The following is an 18,347-nucleotide window of genomic DNA, read 5'->3' as shown; positions in this document are numbered from 1 at the left end:
TTTCGGCCTGACCGTCGGGGGCTGACACTGGCTCGTTACCGGCCGGTAAGTTCATACTGGTGGGGATGAAGCCAGACTATGACGTATTGATCATCGGTTCGGGGTTCGGCGGCAGCGTCAGCGCGCTGCGGCTCACCGAAAAGGGTTACCGCGTAGGCGTATTGGAGGCCGGGCGCCGCTACGCCGACGAGGATTTCGCCAAGACGTCGTGGAATCTGCGCAAGTTTCTGTGGGCCCCGCGGTTGGGCTGCTTCGGCATCCAGCGGATCCACCCCCTGAAGAACGTGCTGATCCTGGCCGGCGCCGGGGTGGGCGGTGGATCGCTCAACTACGCCAACACCCTGTACGTACCGCCGGAGCCGTTCTTCAAAGACCGGCAGTGGTCGCACATCACCGACTGGCGCAGCGAGCTGACGCCGCATTACCAGCAGGCGCAGCGGATGCTGGGCGTGGTCACCAACCCCACGTTCACCGACGCCGACCGCATCGTCAAAGAGGTCGCCGACGACATGGGCTGCGGCGACACCTTCGTGCCGACGCCGGTCGGGGTGTTCTTCGGGCCGGATGGCACCAAGGCGCCGGGCGTCAAGGTGCCCGACCCATTCTTCGGCGGTGCCGGGCCGGAACGCACCGGCTGCCTCGAGTGCGGATCGTGCATGACGGGCTGCCGCTTCGGGGCCAAGAACACCCTGTTGAAGAACTACCTTGGCCTCGCGGAATCCGCGGGCGCACAAGTCATCCCGATGACAACGGTGAAGAGTTTCGAGCAGCGTCCGGACGGAGTGTGGGAGGTTCGCACGGTCCGGACCGGCAGCTGGGTACGCAGGACCAAGCGCACCTACACGGCCGCGAACGTGATCCTGGCGGCGGGCACCTGGGGCACCCAGCACCTGCTGTTCAACATGCGCGACAAGGGCAAGCTACCGCGCCTGTCGAAACAGGTGGGCGTGCTGACCCGCACCAACTCCGAATCGATCGTCGGCGCCGGACGGTTGAAGGTCTCCCCGGATCTGGACCTGACGCACGGCGTGGCGATCACGTCGTCGATCCATCCGACCGCGGACACCCACGTCGAACCGGTGCGCTACGGCAAGGGCTCCAACGCGATGGGCCTGCTGCAGACGCTGATGACCGACGGCCCCGGCCCGGGCGGCACCGACAAGCCGCGGTGGCGCCAGTTGTTCGACAACGCCGGCGAGGATCCGGGCAAGATGTTGCGGCTGCTCAACCCCCGGCAGTGGAGCGAGCGCACGGTGATCGCGCTGGTGATGCAGCACCTGGACAACTCGATCACCACGTTCACCAAGCGCGGCAAGCTCGGCATCCGCTGGTTCACCAGCAAGCAGGGCCACGGCGAGCCCAACCCGACCTGGATCCCGGTCGGCAACGAGGTCACCCGCCGCATCGCCGAGAAGATCGACGGCGTGGCCGGCGGCACCTGGGGCGAGCTGTTCAACATCCCGCTGACCGCGCACTTCCTCGGTGGGGCGGCGATCGGCGACAGCCCCGAGCACGGAGTGATCGACCCCTATCACCGGGTGTACGGCTACCCGACCCTCTACGTGGTGGACGGCGCGGCGATCTCGGCGAACCTGGGCGTCAACCCGTCGCTGTCCATCACCGCGCAGGCCGAGCGGGCCGCATCGCTATGGCCCAACAAGGGCGAGAACGACCAGCGACCGGAGCAGGGCCAGGCGTATAAACGCCTGGCCCCGATCCCCCCAGCGCATCCGCGAGTGCCCCTCTCCGCCCCGGGTGCGCTTCGTTGGTCGCCGATCGATCCCCTCGGCTCGGTCAGCTGACGCAGGTCAACCGGCCGCGCGGCACCTCAAGTGGTGCGCCGTTGAGGATTCGGCTCCGTTCCCCATAGACGTTGACGGGCACATCGCCCATCAGGGTCACGCGATGCATCAGACGGGGCTCGTCGTCGTAGTCGTCGACGGCCCGGTGCTGGGTCGACCGGTTGTCCCAGATGGCGACGTCGCCGTCCGCCCAGTTCCAGTGAATAGTGTTCTCCGGCAACGTGATTCGGCGTTGTAGTAGAACGAACAGCGCATCCGATTCGTGGCGGTCCAGCCCGCTGAAGTTGCGCACGAAGTCGCCGGCGAGCAGGCTGCGTTCACCGGTCTCCGGGTGCACCCGCACCACCGGGTGCTCGGTGCGGAAGTCCGGTTTTTCGAACAGCTGCCGAAACAGGCGCTGGTTGTCGGTCCACATCGCCTGCGCTTCCTCGGCGATGTAGTCGTAGCGGTTGCTGTGCACCGCCCACAGGTTGTCGGCCATCCGCTTGAGCGGTTCGGGCAGGTCGGCATAGGCCGCCACGGTCGAGGCCCACAGCGTCGAACCGCCATAGCTGGGCAGCTTCACCGCACGCAGGATCGAGGCCGCCGGGTAGTTCGCGGCGAAGGTGACGTCGGTGTGCCAGCGGTTGGCCTTGCCGTGTTCGGAGTCGATCGGCGTGATGGTCGGCGCGCCCTCGGTGGCCATCAGCGCGGACGGGTGGCCGATCGGGGTGCCCAGCAAGCTGGCGAAGGCCAGCTGTTCGGCGTCGTCGAGGTGGTGCTGACCGCGGAAGAAGATCACCTTGTGGCTCAGCAGCGCCCAGTGGATCTCGTCGACCGAGGCCTGATCCAGGTTGCCGCTGAGCCGGACGCCATCGATGCGGGCGCCGATCCGGCTGCCGAGCTTGGTGACGGTGACTGAGTTCGTCATTTTTTCGTCTCTTTTCCCGATATGACACTGTAGTCAATCGACTACACGACTACTGTAGACACATGACTACACAATCCGCAAGGGCCCCGCAAAGCGAGATTCCGACCGGGCGCGAAGAGGTGGCGGCGGCGATCCTGGAGGCCGCCACCGGACTGTTCGCCGAGCGTGGGCCCGCCGCGACGTCGATCCGCGACATCGCCGCCCGCGCGAAGGTCAACCACGGACTGGTATTTCGGCACTTCGGCACCAAGGACCAGCTGGTCGGTGCCGTGCTGGACCACCTGGGTACCAGCCTGACCGAGGTATTGAGCGCAGGTGCGCCGGTCGACGAGCGGGATCAGGCGATGGACCTGCAGATGCGGGTGATGGCGCGCACGCTGCTCGACGGGTATCCGGCCGCTCAGCTACAGAAGCGCTTCCCCAACATCACGACCCTGATCGATTGGGTGCGACCGGTGCACGGCGACGACGTCAGCGCGCGGCTGGCGGTCGCCAACGGCCTCGCCCTGCAATTCGGTTGGCGGCTCTTCGCGCCGATCCTGCGTTCGGCCACCGGGCTCGACGAACTTACGGAGGAGGAAATACGCGAGGTCGTGCGCAAGGAAGTAGGCCGGATTCTCAGTCCGGCGACAACTCCGCCCTAGGGTCCTAGCGGTGCGTCTTCTCTTTGGCTAGGGACCGGTGCATGGGCTCGCGCCCCTTGGGCTGAGGCGGTGGCGGCAGCAGCGGCGTGCGCCTGTGCACCGCGATGGTCGTCGGCGCCTCCGTGGTCAGCGTGACGTCCTCGCCCGCATGCCGGATCACCAGCTCGCCGCCCGGCCCGTCGCGCACGGTGTAGGTGACGTCGCGGTGGTTGGCGTCGACCGTCACCCGGAAATCCCGCCAGCGCACCCGGAACCGCAGCCGCGAAATGCCGTCGGGCAGTTGGGGATCCAACGCCAGGATGCCCTCGTCGTCGCGCAGTCCGCCGAAGCCGCCGACGATCGCCGTCCAGGCGCCGGCCAGCGAGGCCATGTGCAAGCCGTCGCGGGTATTGCTGTGCAGGTCGCGCAGGTCGATCAGCGCGGCCTCGTACGCGTAGTCGTGGGCGAGCTCCAGATGCCCGACGTCGGCGCACATCACCGCCTGCGAGCACGCCGACAGCGACGAGTCGCGCACCATGCGGCGCTCGTAGTAGTCGACGTTGCGCGCCTTCTGCTCGGGAGTGAACGCGTGGCTCTGCCACTGCATCGCCAGCACCAGGTCGGCCTGCTTGATCACCTGCGCGGGGTACAGCCGCACATAGGCCTCGTGCAGCAGCAACGGGTATTTGTTGTCCTTCTCGAAATCCCACTCGGCGAACTTCGTGAATCCCTCGCACTGCTGGTGGACGCCGAGTTCCTCGTCGTAGGGGATGTTGACGGCGTCGGCGGCGTCGCGCCAGGCCGCGGTCTCCTCGGACGTGACGCCCATGAGCTCGGCGGCCTCCGGGTGACGGTTGCACGCCTCGGCGGCGGTGTGCAGGTTGTGCGCGGCCATCAGGTTGGTGAACACGTTGTCGCGGACGATCGCCGTGTACTCGTCGGGCCCGGTGATGCCCTCGATGTGCCAGACGCCGTGCCGGTCGTGGTGCCCGAGCGACATCCACAGCCGGGCCGTCTCGACCAGCACCGTGACGCCGCAGTCCCGCTCTAGGTCGTGGTCGCCGGTGACGACGCGGTAGCGCTCGAAGGCCATCGCGATGTCGGCGTTGATGTGGAAGGCCGCGGTGCCGGCCGGCCAGTACGCCGAACACTCCTGCCCGCGGATGGTCCGCCAGGGGAAGCTGGCGCCCTTCAGCCCGAGTTCGGCGGCGCGGTCCTGGGCCAGGTCCAGCGTCGACGCCCGCCACCGCAGCGAGTCGGCGACGGCGTGCGGCAACGTGTAGGTCAGCACCGGCAGGACGTAGCCCTCGGTGTCCCAGAAGGCGTGGCCGTCGTAACCGGTTCCGGTGAGCCCCTTGCTGGGGATCGCGCGGCGCTCGGCGCGGGCGCTGGCCTGCACCAGGTGAAACAGCCCGAACCGCACGGCCTGCTGGGATTCGGAGTCGCCCTCGACCTCGACGTCCGCGTTCTCCCAGAAGTCGTCGAGGTACTCCCGCTGCGCCTTTAGCAGCCCCTCCCACCCGCTGTACCGGGCGCTGTGCATCGCGGCGGCGACCTGGTCGCGCACCGCGGGCCGGGAGCGCTGGCTGGACCAGCCGTACGCGAGGTATTTGACGATGCGCAGCTTCTGGCCCGGCCGCAGCCCGCAGATGACGGTGGTCCGGGCCAGGTCGGGACGCGCGTCGGTGCTGACCTCGACCCGCCCGGGCACCTCGACCTCGTGGTCCATCCCGGCCGCCATCATCAGCGCGCTGGCCCGGGTTCGGTGCATGAGCACCGCGCCACGCTCCTGGGCGTCGTGCTCGACGGCCTCCAGCGGGTTGTCCAGGATGGCCGACACTCGGGGGTCGGCCGAGGTCTGCGGCTGGTCCTCGTTGGTGACCAGTTCCGATTGCACGGTCACCCGCACGAAATCGCCGACCGCCTCGACGATGTACTCGATGGCGGCGACGCTGCGATTGGCCAGCGACACCAGCCGGGTCGAGGTCACCTTGACCTCCTTGCCCGCCGGCGAACTCCACTGCGCGCACCGGGTCAGCGTCCCGGCGCGCAGGTCGAGACAGCGCTCGTGGGAGATCAGGTTGCCGTACCGCACGTCGAACGGCTCGTCCTCCACGAATAGGCGAATGATCTTGCCGTTGGTGACGTCGACGACGGTCTGGCCGGCTTCCGGATATCCGTAGCCCGCCTCGGCGTACGGCAGCGGCCGGATTTCGTAGAAGGAGTTCAGATACGTGCCCGGCAGACCGTGCGGCTCACCCTCGTCGAGGTTGCCGCGCAACCCAATGTGCCCGTTGGACAAGGCAAACAGCGATTCCGACTGCGCGATCAGGTTGAGGTCGAGCCGCGTCTCGCGGACCGCCCACGGCTCGACGGGGAAGGCCTCCTGGGTGATCACGACTTGTCCTCGGTTGAATCCTCTAGCAATTCGGCGAGATCGGTCACCACGACGTCCGCGCCGTTCTTGCGGAGATCTTCGGCCTGGCCCACTCTGTCGACTCCTACCACGAAGCCGAAGTTACCGGCACGACCGGCCGCCACGCCCGATAACGCGTCCTCGAAGACCGCGGCCGCGTCGGGGGCGACGCCGAGCAGCTCCGCCCCGCGCAGGTAGGAGTCGGGTGCCGGCTTGCCCTTGATGTGTTCCTCGCGCAGCGTGACGCCGTCCACGCGCTGCTGGACGAACCGGTCCAGGCCGGTGATCTCGAGCACCTCGCGGGTGTTGGCGCTCGACGACACGACGGCGATGCCGAGCCCGGCCGCCGACACCGCCTCCAGGTAGCGCCGCGACCCGTCGAAGACCTCGACGCCGTCTTTTTCGAGCACTTTTTGGAACATGTCGTTCTTGCGGTTGCCCAGGCCGTAGACGGTGTCCGCGTCGTCCGCGTCGTCGGGGCTGCCGTCGGGCAGTTCGATTCCGCGGCTGTCCAGGAACGAACGGACCCCGTCCTCGCGCTTCTTGCCGTCCACATATTGGCGATAGTCCGACGCCGCGTCGAACGGGACGAACTTGTCTCCGGTGCGCTTGGCCCGTTCGGACAAGAAGGCGTCGAACATGGCCTTCCACGCCTTGGTGTGCACGCTAGCGGTGTCGGTCAGCACGCCGTCGAGGTCGAACAGGCAGGCGTGCACCTTCTCTGGCAGACCCAGCACAGGGATCCTCACTGTCGAAGTAGTCGGGCGCTACCCACTTCACCATGCTTGCCCGTGCCCCGCCAGCGATCACCCAGGATGTTTACTCCGCCCGCGCGACTCCTTGGATGACCCGCAGCCGTCCATCCGAGAGCGCTGCCGTCAGGTTTTCGGCCTTCTGCGCGAAGTCGGCGACGAATGCGTGCAGGCCCAGCGGGCTTGGCGGCTGCGCGAGCATTGCTTGCATGAGCGCGCCCGCCTGGTCGGTGAGGTCGTTCCAGTGCGCGAAGGTGAACCCGGCGGATTCGATGACGGCGCGCAACTGGTCCGGCGTGACCAGATGGCTGCGTGCGGGTCGATCGGCCCACGGCAGGGGATAGTCGAGTTCGCCAGGATCACCAATAGTGATGTCCCACAAGGCAAGTCGTCCATTGGGAACCAGCACCCGGCGGGCTTCGCCGTAGAGGCGGGCTTTGTCCGCGATGTTCATCTGCACGTGCTGGCTGATCACGATGTCGAAGGCGCCGTCGGCGAAGGGGAGCGTGGTGACGTCGCCCTGCTGCACCGTGATCCGGTCGCCGAGCCCGACGAGTGCGTTCAGCCAGCGGTGGGTTTCGCAATATTCGTCGGTGAGGTCCACCGCGGTGACCGGGCTGCCGAAGGTATCGGCGACGTAGCGGGCGGTGCCGCCGATCCCGCTGCCCGCGTCGAGCACCGAACTGTCGCTGGTGAGCCCGGCCAGATCGACCAGTTGGCGGGTGGCGATGCGGCCCATGGTGTGGAAGTCCTCCAGCATGCCCAGGTCGGCCGGCGCCAGGTGCTCGAGATCCTTTCCCGCGCCGATCAGGGCCTGCCCGATGTTGCGCCGCGACAGGCCGGTCGAATACTGGGTTTCGATGGTGTCGTTCATTTCTGCACCCACGCCGTGATCATCGGCGGCATCATGACGACCGCGTCGGCCGCCCGCACCTGGTTGCGCAACAGCGGAACGAAGTTGTCGATGTCGGCGACCTCGTCGATGGCGAAGCCGTGCTGTTGCGCGACGGGGGATACCAGCCGCCACACTTCGGCGGCGTAGGCGAGGACGTCGGTGTCGGCGGCGGTGCCCATCGGGGTGCCCACGGTCAGCCGCGGGGTGCCCAGACCGGCGTCGGCGAAGACGGAGTGCAGGGTGGTGCCGAACCGCGCGCTGAGTCCCAGGGCTTCGAAGGCGCGGGTGATTGCCGCCGCAGTGCGCGCGAAGAGCGGGATCTCCGGGATGCTTTGGGTGGCGGCGATGTCGTTCTCCGAGAACACGATCAGGCCACCGGGGCGCACCCACGAGCTGAGCTGGCGCAACGTGGCGGCCGGGTCGGGCAGGTGCATCAGGATCAACCGGCCGATGACCGCGTCGACCGGCTCGTCCAGCGCGAGGGAGTCGATGGTGGCGTTCACGAAATGCGTTGTTGTAAAGCCTTTTTCGGAAGCGCGGGCGCGGGCCAGGCCGACCATCTCGGGCGCGGCGTCGACTCCCAGCACGGTCCCGGTCGGCCCGACCAGCCGGGCGGCGACGAAGGAGACGTCGCCGGGCCCGGATCCGATGTCGAGGACCCGCATGCCCGGTCGCAGCCCGGCCAGGCGCAGCGCATGCTCGGTGTAGTCGTCGTAGAGCCGTCCCTGCAGCAGGAGGCGCTGTACCTCCGCGTCCTCGTGGCCGAGCAGGTAGGTGCTTTCGGTTGCGGTCATGGGTTGAGCTGCCTTTCCTTGCGAGTGATGTTGGGCGGCAAAGCGTTGGCCTGTTGGGCCCGGGCGGGCAGCAGCCACGCGACGACGACCGCCGAGCCCAGGGCGATGCCCGCGCAGACCAGCGAGCCCGCCTGCAGGCCGTCCAGGAAGGCGCGGTTGACGGCGCCGCGAACCGCGGTCATCCGGTCCGGCGGAAGCTGCGCGATGACGTTGTGCGCCAGGGCGATTGAGCGTCCCATCGCCGAGCGAATATCCGCGGGCAGCACGGACAGGGCGGTGGCCGAGGCGATACCGGCGCTGTACACCGACGCGAAGACGCTGCCCACGATCGCGACGCCGAGGGTGCCGCCGAGTTCGCGGGTGGTGTCGTTGACGGCCGAGCCGACGCCCGCCTTCTCGGCGGGCAACGAACCCATGATCGCCTCGGTGGCCGGCGCGAACGTCAGGCCGAGGCCGCCGCCGAGCAGCAGCATCTGCATGGCGATCTGGTCATACGGCGTCGCCGCGTCGGCGGTGGACGCCCACGCCAGCCCGGCCGCGAACACCGCGAGGCCGCCCGCGACGACGGCGGTGGTGCCGATCCGTTCGACGAGCCGGGGACCCAGGATGCTGGCCAGCGCGATGGAGGCGGCGACCGGCAGCAGTCGGACACCGGCCTGAAATGCGCTGTAGTCCTTGATGAATTGGAAGTACTGGGTAATAACGAAGATGAACCCGAACAACGTCAGAAAGCCGGCGGTGATGGCCAGGCTGCCGCCGGAGAACCGGCGGTTGAGAAATACCGAGACGTCCAGCATGGGGTGGGTGCTGCGGCGCTCCCACGCCGCGAAGCCGGCGAGCAGGGCGGCCGCCAGGGCGAAGCCGGCCGCCGCCCGGACGCTGGCCCAGCCCCACGTCGGCGCCTCGATGACGGTATAGACCAGCGCGGTGACTCCCGCGGCGGACAGGATCAGCCCGGGGACGTCGATGCGCGGCGCCGCGGGGTCGCGCGACGTGGGCACGAACAGGCCGCCGGCGATGGCCAGCACCGCGACCGGGATGTTCACCATGAAAATCGCGCCCCACCAGAAGTGTTCGAGCAACCAGCCACCGCTGATCGGCCCCACCGCCACCCCGATGCCGACCATGGCGGCCCACAGGCCGATCGCCTTGGCGCGCGGGACGGGGTCGGTGAAGATGTTGGTGATCAGCCCCAGCGTGGTCGGGAAGATCACTGCGGCGCCCACGCCCATGGCGGCCCGCGCGGCGATCAGCAGGTCGGCCGAATGTGCTTGCGCCGCAACGCCTGACGTGAGGGCGAACAGTACCAGCCCAAGCGCGAGCGAGCCCCGCCTGCCGTACCGGTCGCTGAGGCTGCCGGCCGACAACAGCAGCCCGGACATCACCAGGGTGTAGGCGTCGACGATCCATTGCAGCTGGGCCGTGTCGGCATGCAGCTCGCGCGACAACGTGGGCAGGGCGACGTTGACGATGGTCGCGTCGACGCTGATGACGAACACGGAAAGGCAGATGACCGCGAGAGCGAAGGTCCGCATGAACATGACAGTAAAGCTGTTAGACAAACAAATCAAGTAATAACTGGAAAAAGATGTCTGCAGTGGTAGGGTGGGTGGGTGCCGACCCGCCGCAACTACAACCAGAACTGCCCGATCGCGCGCGGGCTCGACGTGCTGGGGGAGCGGTGGACCCTGCTGATCCTGCGCGAGCTGGTCGGAGGGGCCCGCCGCTACGGCGACCTGCGCGCTGAACTGCCCGGCATCGCAACAAATCTGCTCGCCGAGCGGCTCAACGAGCTGCAGGATGCCGGGCTGGTCGACCGCACGGACTTGCCCGCGCCGGTCGGACGCACCGTGTACACGCTCAGCGACCTGGGCTGGCGACGGGTGCTGCCCGTCCTGCAGAGCATCGCGTTGTTCGGCGTGGAGCGCATGGACCCGGTCGATGCGGGCCGGGCGACGCCCCTCAACGGGTTCCTCGCCGGCATCCTGTTGGGCTTCGACCGGGTGAGCGCGGCCGGTGTGGAAATCACGTGCCGGGCCGAGATCGACGGCCGCCGTTTCGAATTCGCCGTGACGAAAGGCCGCCTGGCGGCCACCGCCAAGGAGCCCTCGGTGACGATGACGGCCAGCGCTGCGGATCTGGTCACCGCCCGGTTCGGTGCCACCGAGGCCAAGCGCAAGGCGGCCCTGCGGCGTCTTGAATTCACCGGCGACGCGCGTGACGTCGAGGCTGTGCGGACGCTGTTTGCGCTCCACTAGACTCGCTGCCGTGAAAGCACCCTCGCCGCGGCCTGTGTTGGTGGTCGACTTCGGTGCGCAATACGCGCAGCTGATCGCCCGCCGGGTGCGCGAGGCCCGGGTCTTCTCGGAGGTGATCCCGCACACCGCTTCCGTCGACGAGATCAAGGCCCGCCATCCGCTGGCGCTGGTGCTGTCTGGCGGTCCGGCCAGCGTGTACACCGAGGGCGCCCCGCAATTGGATCCGGCGATCTTCGACCTCGACGTGCCGGTGTTCGGCATCTGCTACGGGTTTCAGGCGATGGCGCAGGCGCTGGGCGGGACCGTCGCCCACACCGGCACCAGCGAATACGGCCGCACCGAGATGAAAGTCCTTGGCGGCGAACTGCATTCGGGTCTGCCCGATGTGCAGCCGGTCTGGATGAGCCACGGAGACGCGGTCACCGCGGCACCCGAAGGGTTCGACGTGGTGGCCAGCAGTTCGGGGGCCACCGTCGCCGGCTTCGAAAATCGGGCGCGGCGCCTGGCCGGCGTGCAGTACCACCCCGAGGTGATGCACAGCCCGCACGGGCAGCAGGTGCTCAGCCGGTTCCTGCACGACTTCGCCGGGCTGGGCGCCGAATGGACGGCCGCCAACATTGCCGAGGCGCTGGTCGAGCAGGTGCGCGCCCAGATCGGCGACGGTCACGCGATCTGCGGGCTGTCCGGTGGCGTGGATTCGGCCGTGGCCGCGGCGCTGGTACAGCGCGCCATCGGTGACCGGCTGACGTGTGTCTTCGTCGACCACGGGCTGTTGCGCGCCGGCGAGCGCACACAGGTGCAGCGCGATTTCGTCGCGGCCACCGGCGCCAACCTGGTCACCGTCGACGCGGAGCAGACTTTCCTCGACGCGCTGTCCGGGGTGACCAACCCCGAGGGCAAGCGCAAGATCATCGGACGGCAGTTCATCCGCTCGTTCGAGGGTGCGGTCCGAGACATTGCGGGGGACGGATCTGAGGTCGACTTCCTGGTGCAGGGCACGCTGTATCCCGACGTGGTGGAGTCCGGCGGGGGCAGCGGGACCGCGAACATCAAGAGCCACCACAACGTCGGCGGGCTGCCCGACGACCTGAAATTCAAGCTCGTCGAGCCGCTGCGGCTGCTGTTCAAAGACGAGGTGCGCGCCGTCGGCCGGGAGTTGGGTCTGCCCGAGGAAATCGTTGGGCGCCAACCCTTTCCGGGCCCCGGGCTGGGCATCCGGATCGTCGGCGAGGTCACCGCGAAGCGGCTGGACACGCTGCGGCGAGCCGATTCGATTGCGCGCGAGGAGCTTACGGCCGCGGGCCTGGACAACCAGATCTGGCAGTGCCCGGTGGTGCTGCTGGGCGACGTCCGTTCGGTCGGCGTGCAGGGCGACGGCCGCACCTACGGGCACCCGATCGTGCTGCGGCCGGTGTCCAGCGAGGACGCCATGACCGCCGACTGGACCCGGGTGCCCTACGAGGTGCTGGAGCGCATCTCGACCCGGATCACCAACGAGGTCCGCGAGGTGAACCGCGTGGTGCTCGACATCACCAGCAAGCCGCCTGGCACCATCGAGTGGGAGTAGTTTTCGCCCCGCTGCGGGCCACCAAAAGAGCACCATTGGCCACAACAGCATCGATCGCATAACGCCGCCCCTTCCGTTTCTTGACGGTTGTCGGAGGGTGGGTGTTTACTCGAACATGAATCGAACATATATTCGAAAATGATCGAGTAACCGCTGGTGGGAGGCCTTTATGACGGCGGTTGTCGCCTCCGACCAGGATCGCTCCGAACTCCTCGAATCGCTGCGCCGCAGGATGGCCGAGACGTCCGGGAAGATGGCCGGGAAGGCGTCCGGGGCGATGTCCGGGAACGTCGCCCCCGCCGGGGACCTGCTGCCGGAATCGGAGTCCCAGCTGCCGCTCCCGCACTGGCTGGTGGAGGCCCTGCCGGTGCCGTTGCCGCGCGGGTCGGTGGCGGTGCTCTCGGGCGCCCGGTCGCTGCTGCTGAGCATGGTGGCGGCGGTGACGGCGGCCGGCGGCAACGCGGCGATCGTCGGCCAGCCGGATATCGGGCTGCTGGCCGCCGCGGAGATGGGCGCGGATCTGAGCCGGCTCGCGGTGATACCGGACCCCGGGACCGATCCGGTGGAGGTGGCCGCGGTGCTCGTCGACGGCATGGATTTGGTGGTGCTGGGCCTGGGCGGCCGCCGGGTGCCGCCGACCCGGGCCCGGTCGGTGGTGGCGCGGGCCCGCAACAAGGGGTGCACGTTGCTGGTCACCGACGGCGACTGGGACGCGGTGCCGACTCGGCTGGAGGCCCGAGTCTGCGGCTACGACATCACGACCGGCGGCCGGGGCGCACCGACTCCCGGGTTCGGGCGAATCAGTGGGGTGCGGCTGCGCGTCAGCGGGGTGTGTGCGGGCCGACGGGTGAGCGGCCGGGCGCGCACGGGGTAACTCGGGTGGCGTCTTCCCGTGCCGGCTCCCGGGTGCTGGCGATTTGGTGCATGGACTGGCCGGCGGTCGCGGCGGCGGCGGCCGCGGGCCTGACCGCGACGGCCCCGGTCGCGGTCACGCTGGCCAACCGGGTGATCGCCTGCTCGTCGGCGGCCCGGGCGGTGGGGGTGCGGCGCGGGCTGCGGCGCCGGGAGGCGGCGGCCCGTTGCCCGCAACTGCACGTCGCCACCGCCGACGCCGACCGCGACGCCCGCTTCTTCGAGGGCGTGATCGCGGCGGTCGACGACCTGGTGCCGCGCGCCGAGGTGCTGCGGCCCGGGCTGCTGGTGTTGCCGGTGCGCGGGGCGGCCCGCTATTTCGGGTCCGAGGCCGACGCCGCCGAGCGGCTGACCGACGCGGTGGCCGCGGCCGGTGCCGAGTCTCAGGCCGGGATCGCCGACCAGTTGTCCACCGCGGTCTTCGCCGCGCGTGCGGGCCGCATCGTCGAGCCGGCCGGCGACGCGCGGTTCCTGTCGGTGTTGTCGATCCGGCAGCTCGCCACCGAGCCGAGCCTGTCCGGGCCGGGGCGAGAAGAGCTGGCGGATCTGTTGTGGCGGATGGGGATTCGCACCATCGGCCAGTTCGCCGCCTTGTCGGCGACCGACGTGGCTTCCCGGTTCGGCGCGGACGGGACGACCGCGCACCGGCTGGCCCGGGGCGAGCCCGAGCGGGGGCCGTCCGGGCGGGAGCCGCCTGCCGAACTCGAGGCCGTGCTGGACTGCGATCCGCCGATCGACCGCATCGACGCGGCGGCGTTCGCCGGGCGCTCGCTGGCCGGAAAGCTGCATCAGCTGCTGATGTCCACCGGGGTGGGCTGCACCCGGCTGGCCATCCACGCCGTCACCGCCAACGGCGAAGAGCGCAGCCGGGTGTGGCGGTGTGCCGAGCCGCTGACCGAGGAGGCCACCGCCGACCGGGTGCGCTGGCAACTGGATGGCTGGCTGAGCAACCGGACCATGCGGGATCGGCCCACCGCGCCGGTGACGGTGCTCCGGTTGCAGGCGGTGGAGGTGGTGTCCGCCGAGGCGTTGCAACTGCCGCTCTGGGGCGGGCTGGGGGAGGAGGACAGGCTGCGGGCCCGCCGGGCGCTGGTTCGGGTCCAGGGCCTGCTCGGTCCGGAGGCGGTGCAGGTGCCGGTGCTGTCCGGCGGTCGCGGTCCGGCCGAACGCATCACGCTGATCCCGCTGGGGGACGAGCCGGTGCCGCGGGCCGACCCGGATCTGCCGTGGCCCGGCCGGCTGCCGGATCCGTCGCCCACGGTGCTGCTCGACGATCCGGTGGAATTGCTTGACGGCCAAGGAAATCCGGTGCGGGTGACCAGCCGGGGTATGTTCTCCGCCGACCCGGCCCGCCTGGTCGCCCGCGGCCAAGACGATCCCTTGCGCTGGTGGGCCGGACCATGGCCGGTCGACGAGCGGTGGTGGGACACCGACCTCGGCTTGACTGGCTCGGGAGGCCGAACCGCGCGCGCCCAGGTATTGCTGGAAAGCGAGCGCGCGCTGCTGCTGTGCTACCGCCAGCGGCGGTGGTACCTGGAGGGAAGTTACGAATGATGCAGCGCTTCAACGCCCGGCCAGCCGGCGCGCGAATGGCCCGACCCGTTCGATGAACCGGTCGAAGAACACCGCCGCATCGACGCTGATACCGATGTGCGCATTGGGTTCTCGGCGCCCCGACCAATCGGTGACCGTCATCCCGCGGGTCAGCGTTCCGGTCAGCTCGATCTCGACCGTCGCCGGACGGGTCGCGACGAGTTCGGGATCCAGCGCGACCGCGGCGGCCAACGGGTCGTGCATGTGCGCCAGAAATTCGTGACCGGCGTCGTAGTAGCCCTCCAGGTAGAACCGCGTCGCATCCTCGATGACCCGAATCAGAGGATTGGACGCCGTCGACCGGGTGCCGCGCTCGTCGTGCACGCTCATCAGCGTCGTCGTCGACCCGGCGGCGGCGGCCAGCCTGCCCAGGATCTCCGGCGTCAGCTCGACGGTGCGCGTCAGGTTCAGGCCGCACAGGATCGGCAGATACTGTGGCTCAACGGCTTTCACCGACCACGCCGAGAGCACCTCGTGGGCCGCCTCGGGGTCGACGCTGATGTTCCATTCGGCCACCGCGGTGGTGTTGCCCCGGTGGTCGTACGAGCCGCCCATGATCACCAGCCGGCGCAGCAGCGTCGGCAGCGCGGGTTCGGCGCGCAGCGCCAGCGCCAGGTTGGTCAGCGGGCCCGTCGCCACGCCGATCAGCTCGCCCGGAAAGCGGTGTGCCGCCTGCACCCAGGCCGCGGCCGAGTCGTAGCTAGTGAGCCCCAGGTCGGTCGGCGGCAGCTCGGCGTATCCCATGCCCCGGGGGCCGTGCACCCGCGACGGAGCGCTTAACGGCCCGCTCAGGGTCTCCTCGGGACCCTTCGACACCGGGATGTCGGTGCGGCCACAGAGTTCGAGCAGTCCGAGGTTGTTTTCGCAAACCTGTTGTACGACAACATTTCCCGTGGTGGACGCGATGCCGATCACGTCGGCTTCCGGGCTGGCCAGCAGGTAGATCAACGCCAGCGCATCATCGACGCCGGTGTCGACGTCCAGAAAGATGGGGTGCACCGGTGAATCCTACGTTTACCAGTGCACCCCTGGCACCAGACGGATCGCTTTGCGGACGGGACGCGGGACCCCGATGCCCCGGGTCACCTTGCGGGCCGGGTGCTTCGGCTTACGCCGCGGCGCCGGAGCCGGCACCGGTTCCGTCGGCGAAATCCCGCGAGCAGCAGCCGAATCCGGGTAGCCGAGGTAAACCTGATGCAAGATTCGCCGCGAGGTGGCGGGCACGAAATAGTTGCCGAGTTCGGCGAGCGTGCCCAGCGGCGTGTCGATGCGGGCCGGCTTCTCGACCAGTCCGCGCACCACCATGGCCGCCGCCCGCTCGGGACTGATCGGCGCGACCGGGTTGAGCCGCTGCGACGGCGCGATCATCGGCGTCTTGACCAGGGGCATGTGGATGTTGGTGAACGTGATGTGGTAGCTCAGCGTTTCGGCGGCGACCACGTCGGAAAACGCGTCCAGCGCCGCCTTGGTCGGCAGATACGAGCTGTATTGGGGATTGCGGGCCAGCACCCCGGCGCTGGACACGTTGACCACGTGGCCGAACCGGCGCTCGCGCCAGTGCGGCAGCAGCGCCAGCACCATTCGCACCGCGCCGAAGTAGTTGACCGCCATCACCCGCTCGTAGTCGTGCAGCCGGTCGGTGGAATTGGCCACCGAGCGCCGGATCGACCGCCCGGCGTTGTTCACCAGGTAGTCGACATGCCCGAAGCGGCCGAGGATGTCCTTGATGGTGTGCTCGACGGACACCGAATCGGTGACGTCGCAGGCGAACGCGTACGCCTGGCCGCCGTTCGCGCGGATCTCGGCGACCAGCTCGTCGAGCGCGGAACCGTTGCGGGCCAGCGCGAACACGGTCGCGCCGCGCTCGGCGACGGCGATCGCCGATGCCCGCCCGATGCCGCTGGATGCGCCGGTGATGATGACGTGCCTGCCCCGCAGGGCGCCGGCCGGGTCGTCGCGGCGCGCCCGATTGGGATCGAGATGCTCGGCCCAGTACCGCCACAGCCTGGGCGCGTAACCCGCGAAGTCGGGAACGTCAATCCCGTTGCCTCGCAATGCCTCCCGGGTCTTGTCGCTGACGAATGTGGGCGCCAGGTCCACCAGGTCCAGCACCTCGGCGGGGATCCCCAGCTGGGTGGCCGCCATGTTGCGCAGCACTCTGGCGCGCCCGCTGACCTTGAGCACCGGCGCGGCCATCGAACGGGGCAACGACCCACGCAGCGGGGGCAGTCCGGCTGCCCTGGCCACGCCGCGGTAAATGCCCCGCAGCCCAACGCTTTTCGGGGCGGTCAGGTGGAAGGCCTGGCCATCGCGGCCCTCGGCGTGCATCAGCTCGACGAGCGCATCGACGACGTAGTCGACCGGGACGATGTTGGTGCGACCGGTGTCGGGCAGCAGGATCGGGGTCAGCGACGGCAACACCGACAGCTTGGCCAGCACGCCGAAGAAGTAGTACGGGCCGTCGATCTTGTCCATCTCGCCGGTGCGGGAGTCGCCCACCACCACGGCGGGGCGGTAGACGCGGTAGCGCAGACCCGGTGCCGACCGCACCAACAGCTCGGCCTCGAACTTCGTCTGGTGGTACGGCGTGGGCAGCTGCTGGCCGACGTCGAAGTCGTCCTCGGTGTACTCGCCGGGGAAGTCGCCCGCCACCGCGATCGACGAGACGTGATGCAGCGTGGCGTCCAACCGCTGCGCCAGCGCGATGACGGCGCGGGTGCCCTCGACGTTGGCGGCCCGCTGCTCGGCCTCACCGGCGGTGATGTCGTAGACCGCCGCGCAGTGCACCAGGTGATCGACGTCGCCGAGCTCGGCGAGCGTCTCGTCGGTCAGCTCGAGGTCCGGCAGCTCGCCGACCAGCGGCTTCGCCCGTTCGCCCCATTCGGTGGCCAGGCGTTCGAAGCGCTCCAGCGACTGCCGGCGGACCAAGATCCACACCTGCGCGTCCGGCCGCGATTCCAGCAGGCGGGCGACGACTCGACGACCAATAAACCCGGTACCGCCGGTAACGACATAACGCATTCCGCCATGGTAGATCAGCCGGCGAAGTTACGAACCCCGTCCCACTCCACGACCGTCCAGCCGGTCATCGGGTTCCCGGTGAGCACCACGCGGCCGATATTGGGCAACGGGTGCGTGGTCAGCAGGCTCTCCTTGGCGTTCTTCGCGTTCAGCATCGTCCAGTACTCGATCGCGAATTTGTGCGAGAACACCACCGGGTTCGACTGGCCGCTGTCGTAGATCTTCTGGACGGCCTTGGTGAAGCGGTCGTTGAACTCCTTGCCGGTGACCGATCCGGGGATGCTGTCCTGCAGGTCGCCATGGATCCAGTCGGCCGGCGCCACCAGGTAGGTCGACGGCTCCAGCGACACCGGCTTGCCCTCGTACCAGCCCGCGTCGATCTCCTGGATGCCCTGCAGCACCTCAGCGTGCTTGCCCATCTCGCCGGCCAGCGGCGCGGCGGTCTGCTGGCTGCGCACCATCGTGGAGGCGTAGATGCCGTCGAACTTGTTGTGGCCGGCGGAGTGCGCGACTTCTTCGGCCTGCCCCTTGCCCTGCTGGCTCAGGCTGGGGCCGGGCACCGAGGTGTCAATGACCCCGGCCGCGTTCGCCTCGGACTCCGCGTGCCGGATGAACGTCAACGTGATGCTGCGCGCCTGCGGGGATCCGCCACAGGCACCTAGAACCATCACCGCGGCCAGGACCGCCGCCGCCTTTGAGACCTTGCCGCCCCCGCTGACCTTGCGCATGTCGATAGCCTGCCCTGCCGACGCCCCCTGGGGAAGGGCTTGCGATGGTTGGGGGGACAAAAAGGCTAAATCTCGC

Annotated in this window: 15 protein-coding genes; 6 read left to right on the top strand and 9 right to left on the bottom strand. The window is 69.0% G+C overall.

What is annotated here, in order from left to right; all coding sequences use genetic code 11:
* Positions 1-65: 65 nt before the first annotated feature.
* A complete protein-coding gene (locus MRAB57_RS02575; RefSeq protein WP_077086163.1) occupies positions 66-1,802 on the top strand; it encodes a GMC oxidoreductase in 1,737 nt (578 codons plus the stop codon).
* Here MRAB57_RS02575 and MRAB57_RS02570 read toward each other — a convergent pair.
* The gene (locus MRAB57_RS02570; RefSeq protein WP_077086162.1) at positions 1,795-2,712 is read right to left on the bottom strand and encodes a TauD/TfdA dioxygenase family protein; all 918 of its coding nucleotides are present in this window, start codon (positions 2,710-2,712) and stop codon (positions 1,795-1,797) included. The two genes, MRAB57_RS02575 and MRAB57_RS02570, sit on opposite strands and share 8 nt — an antisense overlap.
* 62 nt (positions 2,713-2,774) lie before the next feature.
* Here MRAB57_RS02570 and MRAB57_RS02565 point away from each other — a divergent pair, with 62 nt between their 5' ends.
* Complete coding sequence (locus MRAB57_RS02565) at positions 2,775-3,356, top strand: TetR/AcrR family transcriptional regulator (RefSeq protein WP_077086161.1); 582 nt, start codon at positions 2,775-2,777, stop codon at positions 3,354-3,356.
* Between the two features lie 4 nt (positions 3,357-3,360).
* Here MRAB57_RS02565 and MRAB57_RS02560 read toward each other — a convergent pair whose 3' ends face one another.
* The 5 genes from MRAB57_RS02560 to MRAB57_RS02540 form a co-directional block, all read right to left on the bottom strand.
* On the bottom strand, positions 3,361-5,733 hold the full coding sequence (locus MRAB57_RS02560; RefSeq protein WP_077086160.1) for a glycoside hydrolase family 65 protein: 2,373 nt from the start codon (positions 5,731-5,733) through the stop codon (positions 3,361-3,363).
* Positions 5,730-6,500 (bottom strand): beta-phosphoglucomutase family hydrolase, encoded by a 771-nt coding sequence (locus MRAB57_RS02555; RefSeq protein ID WP_425436658.1) that lies wholly within the window; start codon positions 6,498-6,500, stop codon positions 5,730-5,732. The genes MRAB57_RS02560 and MRAB57_RS02555 overlap by 4 nt, the downstream gene beginning before the upstream one ends.
* 70 nt (positions 6,501-6,570) lie before the next feature.
* A complete protein-coding gene (locus tag MRAB57_RS02550) occupies positions 6,571-7,377 on the bottom strand; it encodes a class I SAM-dependent methyltransferase (RefSeq protein ID WP_077086158.1) in 807 nt (268 codons plus the stop codon).
* Positions 7,374-8,192: a class I SAM-dependent methyltransferase gene (locus MRAB57_RS02545; RefSeq protein ID WP_077086157.1), complete on the bottom strand. Its 819-nt coding sequence runs from the start codon at positions 8,190-8,192 to the stop codon at positions 7,374-7,376. The genes MRAB57_RS02550 and MRAB57_RS02545 overlap by 4 nt, the downstream gene beginning before the upstream one ends.
* A complete protein-coding gene (locus MRAB57_RS02540; protein ID WP_245835808.1) occupies positions 8,189-9,727 on the bottom strand; it encodes an MFS transporter in 1,539 nt (512 codons plus the stop codon). The genes MRAB57_RS02545 and MRAB57_RS02540 overlap by 4 nt, the downstream gene beginning before the upstream one ends.
* A 78-nt stretch (positions 9,728-9,805) precedes the next feature.
* On the opposite strand from MRAB57_RS02540, the gene MRAB57_RS02535 reads away from it, so the two are divergent.
* The 4 genes from MRAB57_RS02535 to MRAB57_RS02520 all read left to right on the top strand — a co-directional run bounded on the left by MRAB57_RS02535 (position 9,806) and on the right by MRAB57_RS02520 (position 14,483).
* Positions 9,806-10,450, top strand: a complete 645-nt coding sequence (locus MRAB57_RS02535; protein ID WP_077086155.1) for a winged helix-turn-helix transcriptional regulator — start codon at positions 9,806-9,808, stop codon at positions 10,448-10,450.
* A gap of 10 nt (positions 10,451-10,460) precedes the next feature.
* Positions 10,461-12,017, top strand: coding sequence for a glutamine-hydrolyzing GMP synthase (gene guaA, locus MRAB57_RS02530; protein WP_077086154.1), 1,557 nt, complete (start codon positions 10,461-10,463; stop codon positions 12,015-12,017).
* A gap of 169 nt (positions 12,018-12,186) precedes the next feature.
* Positions 12,187-12,891, top strand: a complete 705-nt coding sequence (locus MRAB57_RS02525) for a hypothetical protein (protein WP_077086153.1) — start codon at positions 12,187-12,189, stop codon at positions 12,889-12,891.
* A 50-nt stretch (positions 12,892-12,941) separates the two neighbouring features.
* Positions 12,942-14,483, top strand: a complete 1,542-nt coding sequence (locus MRAB57_RS02520; protein WP_077086152.1) for a DNA polymerase Y family protein — start codon at positions 12,942-12,944, stop codon at positions 14,481-14,483.
* Positions 14,484-14,492: 9 nt separating this feature from the next.
* Here the strand turns inward: MRAB57_RS02520 and MRAB57_RS02515 are convergent, their stop codons facing one another.
* From MRAB57_RS02515 to MRAB57_RS02505, 3 genes are read right to left on the bottom strand one after another with little or no spacing between them, the layout of a single operon-like run.
* The gene (locus tag MRAB57_RS02515; protein ID WP_077086151.1) at positions 14,493-15,521 is read right to left on the bottom strand and encodes a nucleoside hydrolase; all 1,029 of its coding nucleotides are present in this window, start codon (positions 15,519-15,521) and stop codon (positions 14,493-14,495) included.
* Positions 15,522-15,536: 15 nt separating this feature from the next.
* On the bottom strand, positions 15,537-17,543 hold the full coding sequence (locus MRAB57_RS02510; protein WP_077086150.1) for an SDR family oxidoreductase: 2,007 nt from the start codon (positions 17,541-17,543) through the stop codon (positions 15,537-15,539).
* Between the two features lie 14 nt (positions 17,544-17,557).
* A complete protein-coding gene (locus tag MRAB57_RS02505; RefSeq protein WP_077086149.1) occupies positions 17,558-18,271 on the bottom strand; it encodes a histidine phosphatase family protein in 714 nt (237 codons plus the stop codon).
* Positions 18,272-18,347: the final 76 nt, after the last annotated feature.

Source organism: Mycobacterium rhizamassiliense (assembly GCF_900157375.1).
Classification (GTDB): Bacteria; Actinomycetota; Actinomycetes; order Mycobacteriales; family Mycobacteriaceae; genus Mycobacterium; species Mycobacterium rhizamassiliense.
The sequence above is the reverse complement of the archived record's forward strand: the minus strand, read 5'-3'. Positions and strand labels throughout refer to the sequence as shown.

What these genes read in the sequence shown, in the direction of transcription:
- MRAB57_RS02575 (WP_077086163.1), top strand. Translation starts at nt 66, where the DNA reads ATGAAGCCAGACTATGACGTATTGATCATCGGTTCGGGGTTCGGCGGC.
- MRAB57_RS02570 (WP_077086162.1), bottom strand. Translation starts at nt 2,712, where the DNA reads ATGACGAACTCAGTCACCGTCACCAAGCTCGGCAGCCGGATCGGCGCC.
- MRAB57_RS02565 (WP_077086161.1), top strand. Translation starts at nt 2,775, where the DNA reads ATGACTACACAATCCGCAAGGGCCCCGCAAAGCGAGATTCCGACCGGG.
- MRAB57_RS02550 (WP_077086158.1), bottom strand. Translation starts at nt 7,377, where the DNA reads ATGAACGACACCATCGAAACCCAGTATTCGACCGGCCTGTCGCGGCGC.
- MRAB57_RS02545 (WP_077086157.1), bottom strand. Translation starts at nt 8,192, where the DNA reads ATGACCGCAACCGAAAGCACCTACCTGCTCGGCCACGAGGACGCGGAG.
- MRAB57_RS02540 (WP_245835808.1), bottom strand. Translation starts at nt 9,727, where the DNA reads ATGCGGACCTTCGCTCTCGCGGTCATCTGCCTTTCCGTGTTCGTCATC.
- MRAB57_RS02525 (WP_077086153.1), top strand. Translation starts at nt 12,187, where the DNA reads ATGACGGCGGTTGTCGCCTCCGACCAGGATCGCTCCGAACTCCTCGAA.
- MRAB57_RS02520 (WP_077086152.1), top strand. Translation starts at nt 12,942, where the DNA reads ATGGACTGGCCGGCGGTCGCGGCGGCGGCGGCCGCGGGCCTGACCGCG.
- MRAB57_RS02510 (WP_077086150.1), bottom strand. Translation starts at nt 17,543, where the DNA reads ATGCGTTATGTCGTTACCGGCGGTACCGGGTTTATTGGTCGTCGAGTC.
- MRAB57_RS02505 (WP_077086149.1), bottom strand. Translation starts at nt 18,271, where the DNA reads ATGCGCAAGGTCAGCGGGGGCGGCAAGGTCTCAAAGGCGGCGGCGGTC.